Source organism: Marivita sp. S2033 (assembly GCF_046592965.1).
Taxonomy (GTDB): domain Bacteria; phylum Pseudomonadota; class Alphaproteobacteria; order Rhodobacterales; family Rhodobacteraceae; genus Marivita.
Window position 1 is genome coordinate 275,177 of the sequence record NZ_JBISBV010000003.1, and the last position, 20,551, is coordinate 295,727.

The following is a 20,551-nucleotide window of genomic DNA, read 5'->3' on the forward strand; positions in this document are numbered from 1 at the left end:
ACCATCACAGGATTACCCCGTGCCGGTCGCACCCTGTCCCAATTCTCGTCACAATTGCTGGCGAATGCTGATCCTCATGAAACGCAAGTTCACGAAGCAAAACCGCAACGACTTTCTGAGCCGCATCGAGCGTCTGGATCCCGCGTTTGCAGCCACCCCCGCCAAGGCCCGCAGCGAAAGCAAGCCCTGGGAGGTCGACAAGACGGGCTTGTGCAAATCCCAGAGCCCGATCCTGATGTCGATCCTCGGGTTTGTACTTGCCACCGGCGCGGCCTATGCGCTCAGGGAACCCGAGGCCATCGAGGCGCTGTTGGCGGGTGCGGGATGGCCAGCGCAATTCCTGTCTTACGCCACCTACACCGTGTTGTTCACGGTGCTGGGAGTTGTGCTCTACTTCGTGAAAAACCTCTTTCGTATCGTAAATCCGCGCGCTCCGGGTCGCTGGAACGCCGGCGGACTGGTCTTCGGCGCGGTTGCTGCGATCGGCTTGTCCAGCGTGCCGGACACGGTGTACCAGGCAGGTTTCGAATTCGCCGGATTTGAAAGCGCCGACGACATGTTCGATTTCGCCCACTCGCACACAAGCAAGCTTGCAAGCATCGACTGGGCCAGCGTTGTCATGGTTTCCTCGACCGCGAAATAAGCGTCACTTCGGACAGAGTTCCAATTTATGCGAATGGTATGGAAGTGGCAGCAAACGCGCCGCTTCCTATGCCGTTGAAGCCTGCATCTCGATCAAAGCCGCTGAAACAGCGCTCTTTTTCACAGCTCTGTCTCGAGAGATCCGCAAATGTGACCAATGAAAAGAGAGGAAAAGTGGCGCGGTTGACGGGGCTCGAACCCGCGACCCCCGGCGTGACAGGCCGGTACTCTAACCAACTGAGCTACAACCGCGCACTTTACGCTGATCCGTTTGGCAGTGGTGGCGCGGTTGACGGGGCTCGAACCCGCGACCCCCGGCGTGACAGGCCGGTACTCTAACCAACTGAGCTACAACCGCTCACTGCCGCCCGCATCTGGGCGTGTCGCGGGTTCTATGAGCAGGACACTGCCCCGTCAAGCAGTTTCGCGAGGTTTTCTTGTGCAAATGTTTTCCACCACCGAACACTCCGAAATCTGCCCAGTCAACCTTGGTCCGATGCCGGTTTTTTCGCCATCGCTAGCGACAGCGTGCCGGTGATCCGCCGCCTTGGCGGTGTGGTCGGGTTGAGTGCGGGCTCGTATTGCTTGGCCAAGTCATTTTCCTTTCGACAATCAAATAGGTTCGATCCCGTTATGCGCGTGGTTTTATGAACATTGCGTTACCCGACGTGGGCGGGCTCGCAAATATTTGTGCCAATTTTTCAGGAACTTCTGCTTGATCGGCGGCGTTTTTCGCGGCACCGTCCGACTCTGGGTGATGCATTAACATCGCTAATGAATTTGATTTTGTAACAGTATGAATTGTCCTGTGTGAAAGAGCTTTTTTGTCGAAACATCAGGTTCTGGGATTTGACGTTTGCGCGTTTGTCCTTTGACCTGGAGACCTACATCACCGTGCATCGGCATCCGCGCACATTGTTGTTTGTCGCGCTATGTTTGCTCACGTTTTATGCGTCGGATCTCTCTGACACTCGGGCTTTCATGCCTGCCTGGTTTGCCGTGCTGATGTGGCCAATGGCGGCCGGAGCTTACCTTGGTCTTTACTTCGCCCTGCTTCTTTTGGTGTCTGCCATCAGCGGGTTCCTCCCAAGGCTCAGGGTGCCGCTGCCGGTTCTGGGCGCCGCGGCGTTACTGCCGACGGTCTATTTGTGCGAAGCGGCGGTCGTGGCTGTCAGCAACGGCGCGTACGATGAGGATATCGTTCCGAAACTGCTGTTTTTCTTCTTGACTGTGCAGGCCACGGAAACAGTGTTCTTTAAATTCATCATGCCAAGTGTACGGGCAGAGTTGAGCGACAACGCCCAGGGCAGATTCCTGATCATAGATGGCGAAAGGATTGATCTGGCCCAGATCTTGCACATCGAGGCGCGTGAACATCACGTCCAGCTGACCTTTGCCGACACCAGCAAACGCCTGCGCGCCCGGTTGCGCGATATCGTGGCGCAAACGCAGGATGAGGACGGATTTCAGCCACATCGCTCGTGGTGGGTGGCGCGCGACCCCACGATCACAACCCTGCAAAAAGACGGAAGGATGGTCCTGCGATTGCGCGACGACACCGAAGTTCCCGTCGCGCGCACCCGTGTTGCAGATGTGCAAAGCTGGCTGGAGACCCATCTTGACCGGTCGGGGTAACCGACCGGTGTGGCCAAAACGTCATCCGCTGCGGCGGGCGCTGTCCGGGTCTGCGGACTGCTCTGACGGAACGAGCGCACGAACCAACCGGCGCATGTTCAGAACTCCCACAGGTGCTCCGTCCTTCATCACGCGGTAGCTGAGGCCGGTATCGCCTTCCGACAGCGCGATGACGGATTCCAACGTGCTGTCATGGTCGATCTCGCCCGCCATTTCACCCCGTGCCTCGGCGTTGCGTTCCATGACAGAGCGAACTCGCAAGACGCGGGCGCGGTTGATGTCGCTGACGAAATCTTCGATATAAGGGTCCGCCGGATTGAGCAGGATGTGCTGCGGCTCTCCTTGCTGGACGACGAAACCGTCCTTGAGGATCACCAGATGATCCGCCAGTTTCAGCGCTTCATCAAGATCGTGGGTGATGAACACAACCGTCTTTTGCAGCTCGTTCTGCAATTCGATCAACAGGTTCTGCATGTCGGTTCGGATCAACGGGTCAAGCGCTGAAAACGCCTCGTCCATCAGCATGATATCGGAATTGCTGGTCAGGGCGCGGGCAATGCCGACGCGCTGCTGCATCCCGCCCGACAGCTGGTGCGGATATTGATCGCCCTGCCCGTAGAGGCCCACACGATCAAGCCACTTGCGCGCCTCGTCGGCATATTTGCGTTCGCTCTGCCCCTCGATCGAGGCCGACAAACCGGCGTTTTGCAACACCGTGCGGTGCGGCAACAGCGCGAATTTCTGGAACACCATCGACATCTTGTGCTTGCGCAGGTCGCGCAATTGTTTCTCGTTGTACTCCAGAATGTTGTCACCATCGACCCAGACCTCGCCCGAGGTCGGCTCGATCAATCGGTTGAGGTGGCGGATCAGGGTCGATTTGCCCGAGCCGGACAGGCCCATGATTACGGTCGTCTTGCCAGAGGGGATGTCGACATTGATGTCGTTCAGGCCCAGCACGTGATTGTAGGACTCAAGCAGTTCGGTCTTGCCCATCCCGTCCTTGACCTGTTGCAACGCGGGGAGCGGGTCGTCGCCGAAAATCTTGTAGAGATTGCGGATCGAGATTTTTATGTTGGTCTCGTTCATGTCGGTGTCCATGTCTGTGCCCCTTATCGCGCTTGGCTTGCGTTGATGCGGGCCAGCGCCGCCTTGGTCACGCGATCCAGAATGATCGCAAGCAGCACGATTCCCAGCCCTGAGAGCAGGCCAACGCCAAGCTCAAGCGACCGGATGCCGCGCAGGACCAGCACGCCCAGACCGGGGGCCGACACCAGAGACGCGATCACGACCATCGCGAGGCTCATCATGATGGTCTGGTTGACGCCCGCCATGATGTTGGGGAGCGCCAGCGGTATCTGCACATTGAAAAGCTTTTGTCGATTGGTCATGCCAAAGGCGTCTGCGGCCTCGATCACGTCGGGGTCCACCAGACGGATGCCCAGATCGGTCAGACGCACCACCGGCACGATGGCATAGAGGATGATCGCGATGCCGTAGAGCTTGGGCTCGGTCACCGAAAACAGGAAAATCAGCGGAATCAGGTAGACGAAGGGCGGCAGTGTCTGAAGCATGTCGAGCACCGGGATCATCGCCCGTTGCACACGATCGTTGCGCGACATCGCGATGCCTATGGGCACGCCGAACAAGACGCAGATTATGGCGCACACAAATATGATCGCGAGGGTCTGCATGGTGTAGTCGTAGTAATCGACAAACGCCAGAAAGCTGAAACAGATCGCGACAAGCGCGACAAGCTTCAGCGAGCGGCCCACGAGATAGGCGACCAGCATCAGAAGCGGGATCATGATGAACCACGGCACGGCCTGCATCACGTAAAGCGCGTTGTTGAGCGCCCAGCTGAGCGGCTGGGTCAACGGATCGACGACGATTTTCAAAGTGTCCTTGATCGCAAGGAAGCCCTCTTCCAATCCGGTGGTCAATTCTCGCGATTGCGGAATTTTCGCACATGCTTCGTGCAGCGCGTCAAGCGATGGGAATGGCGTCTCCCAAGCGGAAACGGTGGCCTCCTCACCCTTCGTTTGCGCGAGAAGTTGTGCCATTGATGTCATGCCGCCGGCGTCATCGCCGCCACCGCCGCACCAATCGCGCAGTCCCAGACCATCGAAAACGAAATCGTAAGTTGCCATCCGTCCCTCGTGTCAGCCGTATTGCGGCTATTATTATTGACGTTTGTCTCAAGCGGCCGGAGCGAAACGCGATCCAGCCAAAGACCGGACCAACCCCGGCCCGGCCCTCATGTTGTGATCGATCTTATTCCAGAAGCGTCGACAGCCGCGCGCGGGCCTCGTCGCTCAACCAATCCGCCCATTCGGACTTGTTGTTCACAAGCCAATGAACGGCTGTTTCTTCGGTCGTCGCGTTGGTTTCGCCCTTCCATGCCAGAAGCGTGCTCATCTCGTCGGTGCCAAAGCTGATTTTGCTCATCAATTCGGCAATCTCGGGATTTTCCTCAACAAATTTGGTGGTCGCGACGGTATAGACAAGGCTGGGCGGATAGCCCTGCTCCATCAGGAACGATGCAATCTCGGTTGTGATGATGGCCGAGGAGAATGTCATCTCGGTGATGCTCACCTCACCGCAATCGGCAGCAGCGAACGTCGGAGCCGCCACGAAAACGGCGGCGGCAGACAGAATTCGTTTCAACATGATCACGTTTCCTTTTGTTGGACACTGGAAGCAGAACCGAGGGACGGCACCGTTGTGCCGTCCCTTTTATCATATCGCGGCGCGCAAGCTTACTTGAGCAGCGCCGACAGCTTTTCCTTGGCCGCGTCGCTCAGCCAGCCGCTCCACTCGTCCGGATTGTTTTGCAGGAAATACACCGCCGCTTCCTCGTTGGATGCGTTGTTTTCCTCTTTCCAGGCCAGAAGCTGGCTCATCGTGTCCGTCTTGAATGTCACCTTCGACATCAAGTCAGCGATTTCCGGATTGTTGTCCTTGAAATCGTTGGTCACGACCGTGAGAACCGGCGCGGATGGAAAGGCCGACGGCTTGGGATCGGGCGTATCGGCATTCTGGTTTGCCAGATGCGCTTGCTCGTCGTACTCGCCCAGATCAATGCTGGTCATGTCGAATTTGCCAAGCGGCGTTGTCGGACCCCAGTAGTAGCCGAACCACGGCTCCTGGTTTTGATAGGCCGACGCCATGGAGGTCGCCAGCGTCTCGCCGGATCCGTGGTTGAACACCTCGATTCCCGCGTTTTCAAGATCGAATGCACGGATCAGGTTGTCGCTGGTGATGCGGCAACCCCAGCCATCGGGGCAGTTGTTGAACATGCCACCGACCAGGTCTGGGTTTTCCATCACGCCTTCGATGGTGGCCAGTTCGGGGTGCTCTTCGACCAGATATGTCGGCAACCACCATCCTTCGACACCACCGGGATCGAGCACCTGACCCAATTCCACGATCCGCCCGTCCTGCTTCAGCTTTTCATAGACGTCACCTGTGGAGTTCGTCCAAAGCTCCGTCACGATGTCCGGCTCGTTGTTTTCGGACAGGGACGTGACGGCAGGTGTCGTGTCGGACGGGACAACCGTCACGTCGCAGCCATAGCCCTGCTCCATCAGGAATTGCGATACCGCCGTGACGATTGCCGCGGAATCCCAGTTCATCTGCGTGATCGTGACATCGCCGCACTGGTCCTGCGCCAGGACCGCTGTCGGGGCCGCGAGTGCAGCGAAGGCTGCTCCGTATAGATAGGTTTTCATGTGCCGTTACTCCTTAGATTATCGACTCTCAGCGGCAAGACTGCCGCCGGACACTGATCATCGCCACACCTTTTGAGAGAAGTCCGACAGCGAGGCAACGTGGTGCCGCAAGGTTCTTTTGAAGGGGACGCTTTTGATCGCTCTCGCCGGGCAACATAGCCAGACTGCCCGGAAGTTCAAACACTTTCCCGTTTGCGACATAGGACGTGTCGCAAATGGGAAAGTGACGTGAGGGGTATTCAGAAATGTCACGACGCATCTGCAATCGGCCATCTCTTGCCGAGGCGAGACGGCAAAACACTTGCGAGGAACATCAAAACTGTTAGGGCACCGACAAATCCGACTTACGGATTCCCCGTGAACTGCCCCCAGAGGGGGTGCCACCCCTCTAACTGCGTGAAAAAATGATGACATCTGACCAGAGCACAATGATTGAAATCGAAAACAACAAGCCCAAAGGCCCGGTCACGATCCTGGGCCAAGCGTATTTCGAAGAGACCCTGATCGCCCGCCCGAACGGGGTCGGAGATGCGGATGGGATCGACTATGACACTGAGACGTTCCAGTGGCTGCGTGACGGCGAGGAAATCGCGGGTGCGACGTCGCGCACGTACAATGTGACAGACGCGGATATCGGCGCTCAATTGAGTGTGCGGTACACCTACATGGATTTCGGCGGCACGCTGGAAGTCCTGACCAGCGACCCGGAAACGGCTGTGCCGCCGGCTGGAACGCCGATTCCCGAGGACACCGGTCCTTACAATCCGTTGATCGTGCTTGGCGATGCGCTTGTCGGTGAACGCCTGACAGCCCGGCCGAACGCTGTGTTCGATAAGAACGGCATAGATGACAGCACGATTACCTATCAATGGCTGCGCAACGGCGAAGTTATTCCCGGCGCGACCGAACAAAGCTATGACGTCACGGAAGCCGATGTCAGTGCAAAGATCTGCGTTGTTTTCGCCTATGACGATTTGCTCGGAACACCCAAATCCCTGACCAGCAACGAAAAACCCGAAGTCGCGATCCCTGACGATTTCCAGTTTGTCCTCGATGATGCGGACGAAGGAGTCGAGGAGGACGTAGACGAAGTGACCGAGGGCGCGGACGAAGCGGTCGAGGAGGATGTCGACGAAGCGACTGAGATTGTGGAACTCGTTGGCACGTCGGACGACGATCTTTTGATCGCCACCGCTGGTCTGGAGTGGATCAAGGGACATGACGGCACCGATACGGCGTTCTTTTCAGGTGACCAGTCGCACTATTCCCTCGTTCTAGGCAAAGATGGCGTTTCGGTTTCCGATCATCGGACCGACGGCTTTGGCGCAATCGCGCTCGACAGCATCGAACTGATCGATTTCGACGTCAGCCTGGGTGCAGTCGATGGGCCGATCAATCTCGACAGCTTCCGCAGCCATACCGATCTTAACGCCGAAGATCTTTTCTCCATTGTCGAGATGTATATCGCGTATTTCAACCGCGCACCCGACGCGCTCGGCCTGAACTTCTGGGGTACGGCCTTTGCCAATGGAACGTCACTCGAAGAGATGGCGGCTCTCTTTGCCGATCAGGACGAAACCCGCGAACCTTACACCGACGACACCGACAACACCGACTTCGTGACCGCGATCTACAAAAACGTCCTTGGTCGTGACGTCGATCAAGCGGGTCTGGAATTTTGGGTCAGCGCCCTTGATCAGGACGCTCTTGCCAGAAACCAGTTTGTCCTCAAGGTTCTTCAGGGCGCCAAATCGGAACTGAAGGTCGAAGAAGGGTCGGACTTTGTCGATCTGCAATTGGCAGATCGTGCCTATCTGGAAAACAAGGTCGACATCGGCGCCTATTTCAGCGTGCACAAGGGAATGTCCGATCTCGAGAACGCACTGGCCGTCATGGACCTTTACAACGGCTCGCAAGAGAGCGTGGATGACGCGGTGGCCGTGATCGACGGATATTATTCAGACGCACTGGACCCGACCGGCGGCGAATTCCTGTTGCAACTGGTCGGCGTGCTCGACGATCCCTTCGCCGCCTGACGGTGCGTCGGTCTCGCAACCGAACCGAGTTACCCCACTTGATGCACCCGGCAGGTTGCATGCCGGGTTTAATAATTTTTCCGCCTGTTGCTCGCAAGGCGGACCTGAAAAATCCCTTGTCAACTTAGCGGCTGCCCTTGGAAAATCTTCTGGCTGAGGTGATCCAAAAGGGCCAATGCGCTAAGTCGCACTTATATGTGCTGTCGAGACGGGCAGATGTAGGGTCTCCAAGGATCGGGACGGAAGAATAATGGCGGTACTGAGACGGCTTTGGTGGCTGATTGCCCTGGTGGGTCTTGTCTGGGGTCTCCAGATCATCAACCTGATCACCGGCTATGCGCTCAATCGGTGGTTTGGTCTGCTTCCCCGCACGCTCAGCGGACTGGACGGAATTCTGTTCATGCCGCTGCTTCATGGATCGCTCGCACATGTCGCTGCGAACACGGCGCCGCTGGCAATTCTTGGCGCTCTCGTGGCCGCGACGGCACATCGGGTGGCCCTGTTATCATCTGCGATCATCGTCGGGCTTGGCGGTCTCGGGGTTTGGCTCTTTGGCAATACCGCCATTCATATCGGAGCCTCCGGCCTCATCTTTGGCTGGTTCGGCTTTCTGATTGCACGCGGATTCATGGAACGTCGGCCGGTCCCGCTGCTGATCGCTCTCGGGGTTGCTGTCGTGTACGGAGCGATGCTGTGGGGCGTCCTTCCGGGCCAGCCCGGTGTGAGTTGGGAAGCGCATCTCTTCGGCGCTCTGGCAGGTGTCGTTGCTGCCCGTGTCACGCAAAGCCGCAGGTCAGGATTATAACGCGCCGGATACTCTTGGCGCTGTGCACTGACCTTGGATTACGAGGCCCGGATACATACCTTGGTGTGAACGGAGGCTTTTCATGCAGCTCTTTTCGCTCCTCGATCTATCACCAGTGCCCGAAGGCAAAACCACGGCGGATGCCCTGGCCAATACGGTTGCTCTCGCCCGTGCGGCAGAGGCGGCCGGGTATCACCGCTACTGGTTGGCCGAGCATCACAACATGGTCGGGATTGCCAGCGCGGCGACGGCTGTTCTGATCGGTCACGTCGCGAATGCGACAAACACCATGCGCATCGGTGCCGGTGGAATCATGCTGCCCAACCATGCGCCTTTGGTGGTGGCCGAGCAATTTGGAACCCTCGCGACACTCTACGACAACCGCATCGACCTCGGACTGGGCCGTGCGCCCGGCACCGATGTGGCAACCGCCCGCGCGTTGCGCCGCCACATGGCGCCAGAGGACAGCTTTCCGCAGGACGTGCAGGAACTGATCGGCTATTTCGGGGACGTGCCCGAGGGCACGGCGGTTCGCGCCATTCCCGGTGCCGGAACCCATGTACCAGTCTGGATTCTCGGATCGAGCCTTTACGGCGCTCAACTTGCTGCGCATCTTGGCCTGCCATATGCCTTTGCGTCGCATTTCGCACCGGCCATGCTTCAAGAAGCGCTGGACATCTACAGAGCGACGTTCAAACCGTCCCCTGCCCTGTCCGAACCCTATGCCATGATCACGGTCGGAGTCTGCGCGGCCGACACCGATACGCAGGCGCGGTATCTGCGATCATCGCAGATCCTCGCCTTTGCCCGCCTGTTTTCCGGTCAGCCGGGCAAATTGCCGTTGCCTGTCGATGACATCGCCGCACATGTGCCGGCGCAGATTTTAGCGCAAGTCCAGAACGCGCTGTCATGTTCCGCAACCGGATCTCCTGCGACGGTAAAGTCCCAGCTTGAGACGATCATCGAAAAGCATCGGCCCGACGAGTTGTTGGTGACTGGCATGATCCATGACCACGACGCGCGGATTCGGTCCTTCGAGATCGTTGCTGACATCCTGACCGGCATGATCGAAGACGAAAAGACGCCCGGTCGCCGGTCCCATAGCGCAGGAATATCAGCCTAGGGGCGATAGCTGAAATCCGAAAATTTTGGCCACATTATCTCTGACTGATTTTGTCAGGTTGACATAGGCGACTAGTTCACTCAGGAATAAACAACGTCAAGCCACCCGAATCCGTTCTGGGAAGCCCGACACGTTAGCCTTGTGAGGACTTGTCGATGCAGCCGACCAATGATGCAAAATCCCCGAGCGGTGATCTGACCGATCTCGACCGCATGTTTCCTGAAATCCCGTCAGACAGTTTCGAAGTGATGCTTGCTGCCTCTCAGGCAGAGGATTCTTGCCCGGCCTGGATCGCTGAACGGTTCTTTGAAGAGGAACGGGGTCGGGCATGAGCTTTCATTCAGCACCCCCCGGACAGGCCCAAACACCGACACTCCCAAGCTACGCCGCCCGCGATTTGACTCAAGGGGGTGCTCAGGCGCACATCGTGTTGGACGGACAAATCTATACCCTACGGATCACGCGGGCGGGCAAGTTGATCCTGACCAAATGAGCCAACTCATTCGCAGCCGAGGTGGTGCGGTCAGATGTGGCCCCGCTGATCACGTCCCTTGCCGCCGATGTCGGCGTCGCATTGAAGCGCGTGCTCTTGGCCGCGCGCAAGGATCTTTCACTCCAAAGACGAACACTCCACTAGAGGAACATGTGACATGACAATAAAACCCGCAGCAATGACCGCCATCGCGCTTGCTCTGGCAACGCCGGCGGTCGCGGTGACCTCAAACGAGGTGCTGGACACCTACGCCGACATTGCGGCCGCGAATTACGCGGACAGCCTGATCACCGCAGAGCGGTTGCAAGACGCGGTCACTGCGCTGGTCACGGATCCATCGGCCGAACATTTGAATGCGGCCCGTGCCGCATGGTTGGCCGCGCGCGTGCCCTATCAGCAAACCGAGGTGTTCCGCTTCGGCAATGCCATTGTCGATGATTGGGAAGGCAAGGTGAACGCCTGGCCGTTGGACGAAGGCCTGATCGACTATGTCGATGCGTCTTATGGCGGGCCGTCGGACGAGAACGAATTTGCAGCCCTAAATGTGATCGCAAACCCGACCTTCACGCTCTCGGGCGAAGAGATCGACGCCACGACCATCACGCCCGCCCTTCTGGAAGACACGTTGCAGGAAGCGGACGGCGTGGAAGCCAATGTCGCGACGGGATATCACGCCATCGAGTTCCTGCTCTGGGGGCAAGACCTGAACGGCCATGACGCAGGCGCGGGTGATCGTCCCTGGACGGATTATGCTGAGGGCGACAATTGCACGAACGGCAATTGCGACCGTCGTGGCGCCTACCTGACGGCGGCCACGGATCTGCTGGTCTCGGATCTGGAATACATGACTGCGGCCTGGGCCGAGGGTGGAGACGCCCGCGCGGAAGTGATGGCTGACACTGACGCAGGCATCTCTGCCATTCTGACGGGCATGGGCTCGCTCTCCTACGGAGAGACAGCCGGTGAGCGGATGCGGCTTGGCGTGATGTTGAACGATCCCGAAGAGGAACATTCCTGCTTTGCCGACAACACGCACAACGATCATTACTACAACGGGATCGGTATCCGGAACGTCTATCTGGGGAACTACACGCGCGTCGACGGAAGCCTTGTGACCGGCCCGTCATTGTCGGATCTCGTCGCGCAAACCGACCCTGCACTGGACACCGAGATGCACTCCAAGCTGAACGACGCCGTGATGGCGCTCGGCCGCATCAAGATCGCAGCCGAGGCAGGCTTTGCCTATGACCAGATGCTGGAGCGTGGGAACAAAGCCGGAGAAGCCCTGATCATGGGCGGCGTCGACGGCCTGATCGACCAGACCCGCTCCATCGAACGGGTGATCACGGCACTGGGTGTGGACGGCATCGCGATCGAAGGCTCCGACAGCCTCGACGACCCTGAAGCCGTGTTCCAATAGGTGAGAGAGCCTTGTCAGCTTGATGATTGGCGAGTCCCGGTGGACCTTGTCGCCGAACTTGGTGAAGAAATATGCGCAGCCTGACCCCTGGAAAATGGATGAAGCCGAGTAAACTGGTCGGCGTGACGCTGCTGGCTGGGTCAGTGGCGTTTGCAGAGACGCCCATCCAGACCGCTTATGCCGGTCTGGATGACCCTCATCTCAATGTCATTCCACGCACTGAGGCCGAGACGGCACGCATTGCGGCAGTGACGACACTCACGACCGATTTCAGCAAGGCGCAGCCGTTCGAGGAGCGGCCGGCTGGCGCAGGGACCGTTCGGGTGCTGCCGGATGCAAACGCCTTTTCCCTGCCATCCGGCAACATCACCTTCGAGGATGAACTGGAGTTCAAGCTGGGAAACGGCCTGTTCCGAAAGCTGTGGGTGTCATCGCCCTCCTCCACTCTGGCTTCCGACGGTTTGGGACCGCTGTTCAATGCGCGCTCCTGCCAGAGATGTCACATCAAGGATGGGCGCGGTCATCCCCCGGAAAGCGCAGGTGACAATGCGATTTCAATGTTTCTGCGGGTGTCGATCATGGACCCGGATGGCGTCCCGGATGAGACGGCCCTTGCCGAGATCGAGGATTACATCGCCACCCTGCCGGAACCGACCTATGGAACGCAATTGCAGGACTTCGCGGTTCAGGGCCATGTCGCGGAATACAGCCTTGGCATAACCTATGACGAAAAGATCGTGACCCTGGCAGACGGTACGGACATCTCGCTCCGCCATCCGACCTATGAGGCGACCAACCTCGGCTACGGGCCATTGCATCCGGATGCGATGCTCAGCCCTCGGGTCGCGCCCCAGATGATCGGGCTGGGCCTGCTCGAAGCCATCCCGGCGGCTGATATCCTCGCGAACGCCGATCCGGATGATCTGGATGGTGATGGTATTTCCGGTCGTCCCAACATCGTCTGGTCGGTCGAGCACGACCGGCCCATGCTCGGGCGCTTTGGCCTCAAGGCGGGTAATCCCACGATCATGGAGCAATCAGCGAGCGCGTTTGTCGGCGACATCGGAATATCCAACCCCCTGTTCACCGCAGCAAGCGGGGAGTGCACCGATCTTCAGGCCGACTGCCTTGCCGCAATCCACGGCGACGGGGACGATCGGACATACGAGATCGACGGTGACGGGCTGGATCTGGTCAATTTCTACAGTCGCAACCTTGGCGTCCCGGCCCGGCGCGACGTTGATGATCCGCAGGTTTTGCGCGGCAAAGACGTGTTCTATGGCATTGGCTGCACATCCTGTCACACGCCCAGTTTCGTCACCCATCGCCTTGCCGATCAGCCTGAGCAGAGCTTCCAACTGATCTGGCCCTACACCGACATGTTGTTGCACGACATGGGTCCGGGTCTGGCCGACAATCGCCCCGAAGCCCGCGCCACGGGTCAGGAGTGGCGCACGCCGCCGCTCTGGGGCATCGGCCTGACCGGACAGGTCAGCGGCCACACGTATTTCCTGCATGACGGTCGTGCACGGTCGCTTCTCGAAGCCGTTTTGTGGCATGGTGGCGAGGCTGAAGCCCAGCGGGATGCAGTGGTCGACCTGCCGACCGTGGATCGCGATGCCCTGCTGAGGTATCTGGAGAGCCTATGAAACAACACCTGATTGCCGCCGCCATCGCATTTGCGCCTGTTGCAGCCTTGTGCGACCCGTCGGTTGCAAAGATCGTGGACGATCACATTCTCCCACGCTTTGACTCCCTCACGGTGTCGGCGGAGGCATTGTCAAAAGCCGCGAAGAACGATTGTGCCCCGACCGCTGCCCCCCTTCGGGATGCCTATCGCACCGCCTTTGATGCCTGGGTGTCGGCCAGTCATCTGCGCTTCGGACCCACCGAAGTCGATGACCGCGCCTTTGCTCTTGCCTTCTGGCCAGACAGCCGGGGCGCGACACCCAGAGCATTGGCGAATTTGCTCGCGGATGAAGACCCGATCGCCCTCGCGCCAGAGACCTACACGGATGTGTCCATCGCGGCGCGGGGGTTTTACGCCTTGGAATATCTGCTCTTCGATGACGATCTGATGCAGGCGGGCAATGACGATTACCACTGCACGCTCGTTCAGACCATCAGCGCCGACATCGCCAACACCGCGTCCGCAATTTACGAGGATTGGCAGACCCGCTACGTCGATGTGATCCTGTCACCGGGGCCAGACGCGCCCTACCGCAGCGATGAAGAAGTACTGCAAGAGATGCTCAGAACGCTCTCCGCAGGGCTTCAATTCACCCATGACAGCCGCCTAGGCCGGCCACTTGGCACGTTCGACCGCCCTCGCCCCACACAGGCCGAGGCACGGCGGTCAGGCCGGTCGGCGCACCACGTCATGCTGAGCCTCATGGCGCTGCAAGACCTCGCGCTCCATCTCACCGCAGACGACGCGCGACTGGCACACAAGCTCGGTGAACAGTTCGAAGATGCAAAGACCCGGCTTCAGGCGTTGGAAGATCCGGTGTTTGACGGCGTGACAGACCCGCAATCCCGCCTGAAGATCGAAATCATCCAGCAAGCGGTTGGAACAATCCGAGACACGGTTCAGACGGAGCTTGGGCCCACCCTCGGCGTTGCGGCGGGCTTCAATTCACTGGATGGGGACTGATATGACAGCGGGGCGTCGCCAGTTCATAGCGGGCCTCTTGGCCACGGGGCTGGTCCCAAAACCAACATGGGCCGAGGTGGGATCACCGTCCTATCTGTCCGCAGCAGCGCGCCCTGATGGTTCTTATGTGCTGTGCGGCATCGACGACGACCTCAACGTGACGTTCCAACTGCCCTTGCCCGCGCGCGGCCACGCGGCAGCCGCCCACCCCACACGGCCCGAAGCCGTTGCATTTGCGCGACGCCCCGGAACCTTCGCCGTGGTCATCGACTGCACGACGGGCGCGCAACGGGCGACTTTGACAGCTCCAGCGGGCTGGCATTTCTATGGGCACGGAACGTTCTCGCAGGATGGAACCCTGCTTTACACAACCGAAAATCACTATGACGAGGGCCGTGGTCTGATCGGTGTCTGGGATGTCGCGGCAGGCTATACACGTGTGGCTGAATGGAGCAGCGGCGGTGTCGGTCCGCATGACATCAAACGCCTCCCCGGCTCCGATACTCTGGTGATCGCCAACGGCGGCATCGACACACACCCGGATTCGGGCCGCACAAAACTCAACATTCCCACCATGCAGCCCAACCTGACCTATGTCGCAGATGGTGCCATCACCGAAAGTGTCGAGCTGCCATCGCACATGCACAAGAACTCGATCCGGCACCTGGCCGTGGCCGCTGACGGACGGGTTGCGTTCGGAATGCAATGGCAAGGGGATGGACCGGTTGAAACCTTGGCCGGGCATCACCGCGTCGGCCAAGAGGTCGTGCTCTTGACCGCCAGTTCAGACCGGATGCGAGACATGCAGGGCTATGTCGGAAGCATCGCTGTTTCGAATGATAGCAGGACAATCGCGATAACGTCCCCTCGGGGCGGCATCGTGCAGTTTTACGATCCAGAATCCACACGGATAACGGGTTCCTGCTCCCTCCCCGACGTGTGCGGCATTGCTGCAAACGGCACTGGCTTCACGCTGACATCCGGCGCGGGGGAGTTGGCTCATCTTAAATCCGCCGACGTCTTGTCTTCGATGTCCACGACAATGCGTTGGGACAATCATTTGATCGTTATCACCGAAGGTTGAGGGAAGGCTCGGTTTGAGGCTGTTTTACCGTGCGACCGTCCGGAAGCCGGTCTGCGACCGCGCTGTCTACAAACATGCACCGGAGTGATGGTGGGTGATGAGAGGCTCGAACTCCCGACATCTTCGGTGTAAACGAAGCGCTCTACCAACTGAGCTAATCACCCTTGCCGCGCGGTTTAGCCAAGCGTTGCGCGTCGTGCAAGAGCTTTTTCCGACGCGTTTCCTTCCGCCCGAAAAATGCAAAACGCGCGGTCCGTCTACCGGCCCGCGCGTTCGCTGTCATGGTGGGTGATAAGGGATTTGAACCCCTGACATCTTCGATGTGAACGAAGCGCTCTACCACTGAGCTAATCACCCGTTGGCGCGCGTCTTAACCTCACTCCGCCGCTTGTGCAAGAGGATCCGGAGACTGATCCTGGACCTGTTCATTGCGGCGCAGACGCGTGGTGATGACATGCGCCTTGCTTGTCTTTTTCATCCGCGTGATCTTCATCTTTCCCATCGGGGCAAGGTTCAACTCGCGCCCCTCGGCGATGGTTTCACCAAGCACCGCCAGCATCGCCTCGACAACCGGTTTCGCATCGCGCTTCTTGATTCCGCTGCGCGCCACGACGGTGTCGATCAATTCCTTTTTCCTCAATTCAGGGGCTGTGATGACAGGTGTTTCGTTCACCACAACTTCCGGCGTGGCGGCTTGGTCAGCTTCCGCCTTTTCTGATTTGTCGCCTTTTGGCGGCGTGGATGGGGCGCGGGATGGTGTCTTGCGGCTCGTCGCCATGTTGAATTCCTTTTGACTGCTCGGGTCTTGCGGCGAATTGAACGTCACAGTAGCAAGGTTTCACACATAATCCAGTGTCGTATGCAATCGCGACCGCGAAATGTGGTTCATCCGACGCAGGGGGTTTCAGATGTATTAGGCTGCAAACCACAGGCCGAGCATCCAGATGCCCATAGCCAGCATCACCAAATTTTCGGTCAGCGACAGGAATCCCAAGGGAACATTCGATCCGCCGCCGACGCAGGCGCAGGTCAATTCGCGCTTGTCGATATAGACCGCCTTGATCACACTCACGGCGCCGATCGTGCCGATAAAGATCGCGACGGGAGCAACCAGCCAGATGAGCCAGCTCTGCGTTCCGATCAAGGCCATCATTCCCACGCCTGCGTATAACTCACCGAACGGGTAGGCATAGCCATAGGGCACATATCGCCGCGCCAGAAGATCGTAGCCGAGAAAGCCGCTGACAAAGCTTTCCACATCCTGCAATTTTTGGATCGCCAACGCCACCATCGACGTCGCAAAGAACCATTTCAGCCATGTCAGGACCGGAAACCCGTCATAGAGATTGATCACGATTGCCAGAGCCATGAGCGCCGTGGACGCAAAGATCGCGATCACCGGCGCGTAGGTTGTGTCGTCTTCGCCCTTCACGGTGTAGCCGAAATATTCTTTCAAATCGGTGTAACCGCCAATTCGCTCGCCTTCGATGAATGTCTGCGGAGTCGTGTCGACGTCATGCTTGGCCATGAACGCGTCGGTTTCCTCGCGCGTGGTCAAGAGGTTGTCGGTGATCTCGAACCCCTTCCGCTTGAGCAGAGACAGGGATTTCAAGCCGAACGGACACAGATGCCCCGGCATCGCCATCCGGTAGAGGACCGCGCGACCGGCGCTGCTTTTGCTGCGCGCCTCTTGCGGTGTGTCGACTCTATCGCTCATGATCCACCTTCCTTTTGCCGCTCGGTACCGGCGGGTGCATCGCCATTCGCTTCAATATCAGCGATGTAGCGTTTCATCTCGGCGATCTCTTCCCGCTGCACATCCGCGATGGCCTGTGCCAACGCCGCGACGCGCGGGTCCGACAGTTCGGCGCGTTCGCTTGTCAGGATGGCGATGGAATGGTGCGGGATCATGGCCTTCATCCATGCGATGTCTTCTACGGTTTCCTGCGACCGGACCAGCCAGACGCCAAGCGCGAATGCCAGGGCGGCGCCGATGAAAATGGCTGTGTTCATCGCCTTGTTGGCATACATGCCCAACATGAACGCGAGCATGACGATCGCCATGCTTGCGCCCATGTAAAGCGCCATCCAGGCGCGCGTTTGCGAAAAGAAGATGTGATCCATCGCGTAGGTGTTGAGATACATCAAGCCGTACATCACCACTGTGGATGTGGCGATCATTGCAAAAAACCGCCCGTAGCCCATGCCGCCGGAACGGTCGGTGTCTGTCTGATGAACGGAATTGCGATGTGCCATGACGGGCCTCCTAGAGAGTGGCTTTAGACACGAAACCGCTAACCGACTATGGAAGTTCCAAAAAAGCAAAAGCCCCCGTGCACGTTGCACGAGGGCTTAAGTTTTCAGTTGTTGCGAACCGATTGCGCTAGTGAGCAACCGTTCCGGCACCCTGCCCGTCCTTGGCCATTGCAGCGGCCGCGGCCGCTTCCTCGGCAGCCTCGTCCCACTCAATGGGCTCGGGGGTGCCGACCAGAGCCAGCTTGAGCACTTCGGACACATGAGCGACAGGAATAATCTCCAACCCGTCCTTCACGTTATCCGGCAACTCGACCAGATCCTTCTCGTTCTCGGCGGGGATCAGAACCGTCTTGATCCCACCGCGAAGGGCCGCCAGCAGCTTTTCCTTCAAACCGCCGATCGGCATCGCATTGCCGCGAAGGCTGACTTCACCGGTCATCGCGATATCGCGGCGCACGGGGATGCCCGTCAGCACAGACACGATCGACGTCACCATTGCCAGACCGGCAGACGGACCGTCCTTGGGCGTTGCGCCGTCGGGAACGTGGACGTGAATATCCATCTTGTCGAACTTCGGCGGCTTCACCCCGATCTGCGGCGAGATCGAGCGCACATAGCTGGCTGCCGCGTCGATGGATTCCTTCATCACATCGCCCAGTTTCCCGGTGGTCTTCATTCGGCCCTTGCCCGGCAGCTTGAGCGCCTCGATGTGCAACAGATCGCCGCCGACGCTGGTGTAGGCCAGCCCGGTCACGACACCGACCTGATTTTCATCCTCGGCCAACCCGTAGCGATATTTGCGAACACCAAGATAATCATCGAGGTTTTCCGGCGTGATCACGACCTTCTCTTCCTGCTTCTTGACGATCTTGGTCACCGCCTTGCGCGCCAGTTTCGAGATCTCACGCTCAAGGTTCCGCACACCGGCTTCGCGGGTGTAATAGCGCACCATGTCGGTCAGCGCCTCGTCGGTCAGCTCGAACTCGCCCTTTTTCAGGCCGTGGTTCTTGACCTGCTTGGACAGCAAGTGACGTTTTGCAATCTCGACCTTCTCGTCCTCGGTGTAGCCGGCCAGCGGAATGATCTCCATCCGGTCCAGAAGCGGGCCCGGCATGTTGTAGGAGTTCGCCGTGGTCAGGAACATCACGTTGGACAAGTCGTATTCCACCTCGAGATAGTGGTCGACAAACGTGCTGTTCTGTTCCGGATCGAGCACCTCGAGCATCGCCGACGCCGGGTCGCCCCGGAAATCCTGACCCATCTTGTCGATCTCGTCGAGCAGGATCAGCGGGTTCGTCGTCTTGGCCTTTTTCAGCGCCTGGATGATCTTGCCCGGCATGGAGCCGATATAGGTCCGGCGGTGGCCTCGGATCTCGCTCTCGTCGCGCACGCCGCCAAGGCTGATGCGAATGAACTCGCGCCCGGTTGCCTTGGCCACTGATTTGCCAAGCGAGGTTTTACCCACGCCCGGAGGGCCGACGAGGCACATGATCGGGCCTTTCAGCTTTTTGCTGCGCTGCTGCACGGCCAGGTATTCGACGATGCGTTCCTTGACCTTTTCAAGGCTGTAATGATCCTCGTCCAGAATACGCTCTGCGCGTCCCAGATCCTTTTTGACGCGCGATTTCACACCCCACGGGATCGACAGCATCCAGTCCAGGTAGTTGCGCACGACAGTGGCTTCGGCGCTCATCGGGCTCATGTTCTTGAGCTTTTTCAGTTCCGCATCCGCCTTTTCGCGCGCTTCCTTGGACAGCTTGGTCTCGTTGATCCGCGCTTCCAGCTCTGCCACTTCGTTCTGGCCGTCTTCGCCATCGCCCAGTTCTTTCTGAATGGCCTTCATCTGCTCATTCAAATAGTACTCGCGCTGGGTGCGCTCCATCTGGGATTTGACGCGGGTCTTGATCTTTTTCTCGACCTGCAGAACGCTCATCTCGCCCTGCATCAAGCCATAGACCTTCTCCAGACGCTCGCTGATGGCCAGCGTCTCGAGCAGTTGCTGCTTTTGCTCGACTTCGATGCCAAGATGACCGGCGACCAGATCGGCCAGCTTGGCCGGTTCGTCGGCTTCGGACACGGCGCCTAGCGCCTCGTCGGGGATGTTCTTCTTGACCTTGGCATAGCGCTCGAATTCCTCGGCCACGGTGCGCACCAGCGCCTCGATGGCGGCCGGGTCGCCGGGCATTTCGGTCAGATATTCGGCGGATGCCTCGAAGAAATTGTCGTTTTCAAGATATTCGGTGATGCGCACACGGCTCTGGCCCTCGACCAGCACCTTCACGGTACCGTCGGGCAGTTTCAGCAGTTGCAGCACATTGGCCAGCACACCGGCTTTGTAGATACCGTCGGTTTGCGGCTCGTCCTCGGCCGGGTCGATCTGGCTGGCAAGCAGGATCTGCTTGTCATCGGCCATCACTTCTTCCAGCGCTTGAACGGATTTTTCGCGCCCGACGAACAGCGGCACGATCATATGCGGGAACACCACAATATCGCGCAGCGGCAGCACCGGGTAGGAGGCGTTCAGGGGCTCTTGCATGCTCGTTTTCCTTATCGTTGGCAAGATGGCACTGGCCCCGCTTTGCGGCAGCTCCGGCCATCTCCGGTCTTTGGAGAGTTAACTTGGGGCGCGGCCGGCCAAGTTTCAACCTCTTTGCTGTGGGTATCACAATATCT

General features: G+C 58.8%; 19 protein-coding genes and 4 tRNA genes. 11 read left to right on the top strand and 12 right to left on the bottom strand.

The genetic code is table 11. From position 1 onward, the window contains the following. The first annotated feature begins 76 nt into the window (after positions 1 to 76). The gene (locus tag ACGKZZ_RS08080) at positions 77 to 643 is read left to right on the top strand and encodes a hypothetical protein (RefSeq protein WP_411223012.1); all 567 of its coding nucleotides are present in this window, start codon (positions 77 to 79) and stop codon (positions 641 to 643) included. Positions 644 to 817: 174 nt separating this feature from the next. Here the strand turns inward: ACGKZZ_RS08080 and ACGKZZ_RS08085 are convergent. After that, positions 818 to 894, bottom strand: a tRNA-Asp gene (locus tag ACGKZZ_RS08085). A 29-nt stretch (positions 895 to 923) separates the two neighbouring features. Then, positions 924 to 1,000 (bottom strand) — tRNA-Asp (locus ACGKZZ_RS08090). A gap of 623 nt (positions 1,001 to 1,623) precedes the next feature. Between ACGKZZ_RS08090 and ACGKZZ_RS08095 the strand changes: the two genes are divergently transcribed. Next, a complete protein-coding gene (locus tag ACGKZZ_RS08095; RefSeq protein WP_411223013.1) occupies positions 1,624 to 2,277 on the top strand; it encodes a LytTR family DNA-binding domain-containing protein in 654 nt (217 codons plus the stop codon). Between the two features lie 21 nt (positions 2,278 to 2,298). On the opposite strand, the gene ACGKZZ_RS08100 is transcribed toward ACGKZZ_RS08095, so the two are convergent. From ACGKZZ_RS08100 to ACGKZZ_RS08115, 4 genes are all read right to left on the bottom strand, one after another. Further along, the gene (locus ACGKZZ_RS08100) at positions 2,299 to 3,378 is read right to left on the bottom strand and encodes a quaternary amine ABC transporter ATP-binding protein (protein ID WP_411223014.1); all 1,080 of its coding nucleotides are present in this window, start codon (positions 3,376 to 3,378) and stop codon (positions 2,299 to 2,301) included. An 11-nt stretch (positions 3,379 to 3,389) separates the two neighbouring features. Next, positions 3,390 to 4,427 (bottom strand): ABC transporter permease, encoded by a 1,038-nt coding sequence (locus ACGKZZ_RS08105; RefSeq protein WP_411223016.1) that lies wholly within the window; start codon positions 4,425 to 4,427, stop codon positions 3,390 to 3,392. A gap of 124 nt (positions 4,428 to 4,551) precedes the next feature. Then, positions 4,552 to 4,947, bottom strand: a complete 396-nt coding sequence (locus ACGKZZ_RS08110; RefSeq protein ID WP_411223017.1) for a glycine betaine ABC transporter substrate-binding protein — start codon at positions 4,945 to 4,947, stop codon at positions 4,552 to 4,554. Positions 4,948 to 5,036: 89 nt separating this feature from the next. Beyond that, positions 5,037 to 6,008 carry an ABC transporter substrate-binding protein gene (locus tag ACGKZZ_RS08115; RefSeq protein WP_411223018.1) on the bottom strand — a complete coding sequence of 324 codons (972 nt, stop codon included), beginning with the start codon at positions 6,006 to 6,008 and terminating at the stop codon, positions 5,037 to 5,039. Between the two features lie 428 nt (positions 6,009 to 6,436). Between ACGKZZ_RS08115 and ACGKZZ_RS08120 the strand changes: the two genes are divergently transcribed. From ACGKZZ_RS08120 to ACGKZZ_RS08160, 9 genes are all read left to right on the top strand, one after another. Next, positions 6,437 to 8,044: a DUF4214 domain-containing protein gene (locus tag ACGKZZ_RS08120; protein ID WP_411223019.1), complete on the top strand. Its 1,608-nt coding sequence runs from the start codon at positions 6,437 to 6,439 to the stop codon at positions 8,042 to 8,044. Between the two features lie 250 nt (positions 8,045 to 8,294). Next, entirely contained in the window at positions 8,295 to 8,849 is a 555-nt protein-coding gene (locus ACGKZZ_RS08125) for a rhomboid family intramembrane serine protease (protein ID WP_411223020.1), read from the top strand. Positions 8,850 to 8,931: 82 nt separating this feature from the next. Beyond that, entirely contained in the window at positions 8,932 to 9,972 is a 1,041-nt protein-coding gene (locus tag ACGKZZ_RS08130; protein ID WP_411223021.1) for an LLM class flavin-dependent oxidoreductase, read from the top strand. Between the two features lie 155 nt (positions 9,973 to 10,127). Next, on the top strand, positions 10,128 to 10,304 hold the full coding sequence (locus ACGKZZ_RS08135) for a hypothetical protein (RefSeq protein WP_411223022.1): 177 nt from the start codon (positions 10,128 to 10,130) through the stop codon (positions 10,302 to 10,304). Next, positions 10,301 to 10,465, top strand: coding sequence for a hemin uptake protein HemP (gene hemP, locus ACGKZZ_RS08140; RefSeq protein WP_411223023.1), 165 nt, complete (start codon positions 10,301 to 10,303; stop codon positions 10,463 to 10,465). The genes ACGKZZ_RS08135 and hemP overlap by 4 nt, the downstream gene beginning before the upstream one ends. Positions 10,466 to 10,622: 157 nt before the next feature. Continuing rightward, positions 10,623 to 11,885 (top strand): imelysin family protein, encoded by a 1,263-nt coding sequence (locus ACGKZZ_RS08145; protein ID WP_411223024.1) that lies wholly within the window; start codon positions 10,623 to 10,625, stop codon positions 11,883 to 11,885. A gap of 98 nt (positions 11,886 to 11,983) precedes the next feature. Next, a complete protein-coding gene (locus tag ACGKZZ_RS08150; protein ID WP_411223025.1) occupies positions 11,984 to 13,534 on the top strand; it encodes a di-heme oxidoredictase family protein in 1,551 nt (516 codons plus the stop codon). Then, positions 13,531 to 14,538: an imelysin family protein gene (locus ACGKZZ_RS08155; protein WP_411223026.1), complete on the top strand. Its 1,008-nt coding sequence runs from the start codon at positions 13,531 to 13,533 to the stop codon at positions 14,536 to 14,538. Before ACGKZZ_RS08150 ends, ACGKZZ_RS08155 begins: the two co-directional genes overlap by 4 nt. A gap of 1 nt (position 14,539) precedes the next feature. Then, the gene (locus tag ACGKZZ_RS08160) at positions 14,540 to 15,622 is read left to right on the top strand and encodes a DUF1513 domain-containing protein (RefSeq protein ID WP_411223027.1); all 1,083 of its coding nucleotides are present in this window, start codon (positions 14,540 to 14,542) and stop codon (positions 15,620 to 15,622) included. Between the two features lie 88 nt (positions 15,623 to 15,710). Here ACGKZZ_RS08160 and ACGKZZ_RS08165 read toward each other — a convergent pair. From ACGKZZ_RS08165 to lon, 6 genes are all read right to left on the bottom strand, one after another. Continuing rightward, positions 15,711 to 15,786: transfer RNA gene (locus ACGKZZ_RS08165), tRNA-Val, on the bottom strand. Positions 15,787 to 15,904: 118 nt separating this feature from the next. Continuing rightward, a tRNA-Val gene (locus ACGKZZ_RS08170) sits at positions 15,905 to 15,979 on the bottom strand. Positions 15,980 to 15,998: 19 nt separating this feature from the next. Then, entirely contained in the window at positions 15,999 to 16,400 is a 402-nt protein-coding gene (locus tag ACGKZZ_RS08175) for an HU family DNA-binding protein (protein WP_411223028.1), read from the bottom strand. Between the two features lie 135 nt (positions 16,401 to 16,535). After that, positions 16,536 to 17,339, bottom strand: a complete 804-nt coding sequence (locus ACGKZZ_RS08180; protein ID WP_411223029.1) for a MauE/DoxX family redox-associated membrane protein — start codon at positions 17,337 to 17,339, stop codon at positions 16,536 to 16,538. Then, positions 17,336 to 17,878, bottom strand: a complete 543-nt coding sequence (locus ACGKZZ_RS08185) for a DUF305 domain-containing protein (protein WP_411223030.1) — start codon at positions 17,876 to 17,878, stop codon at positions 17,336 to 17,338. Before ACGKZZ_RS08185 ends, ACGKZZ_RS08180 begins: the two co-directional genes overlap by 4 nt. Before the next feature lie 127 nt (positions 17,879 to 18,005). Beyond that, positions 18,006 to 20,414 (bottom strand): endopeptidase La, encoded by a 2,409-nt coding sequence (gene lon, locus ACGKZZ_RS08190; RefSeq protein ID WP_411223031.1) that lies wholly within the window; start codon positions 20,412 to 20,414, stop codon positions 18,006 to 18,008. Between the last annotated feature and the right edge of the window lie 137 nt (positions 20,415 to 20,551).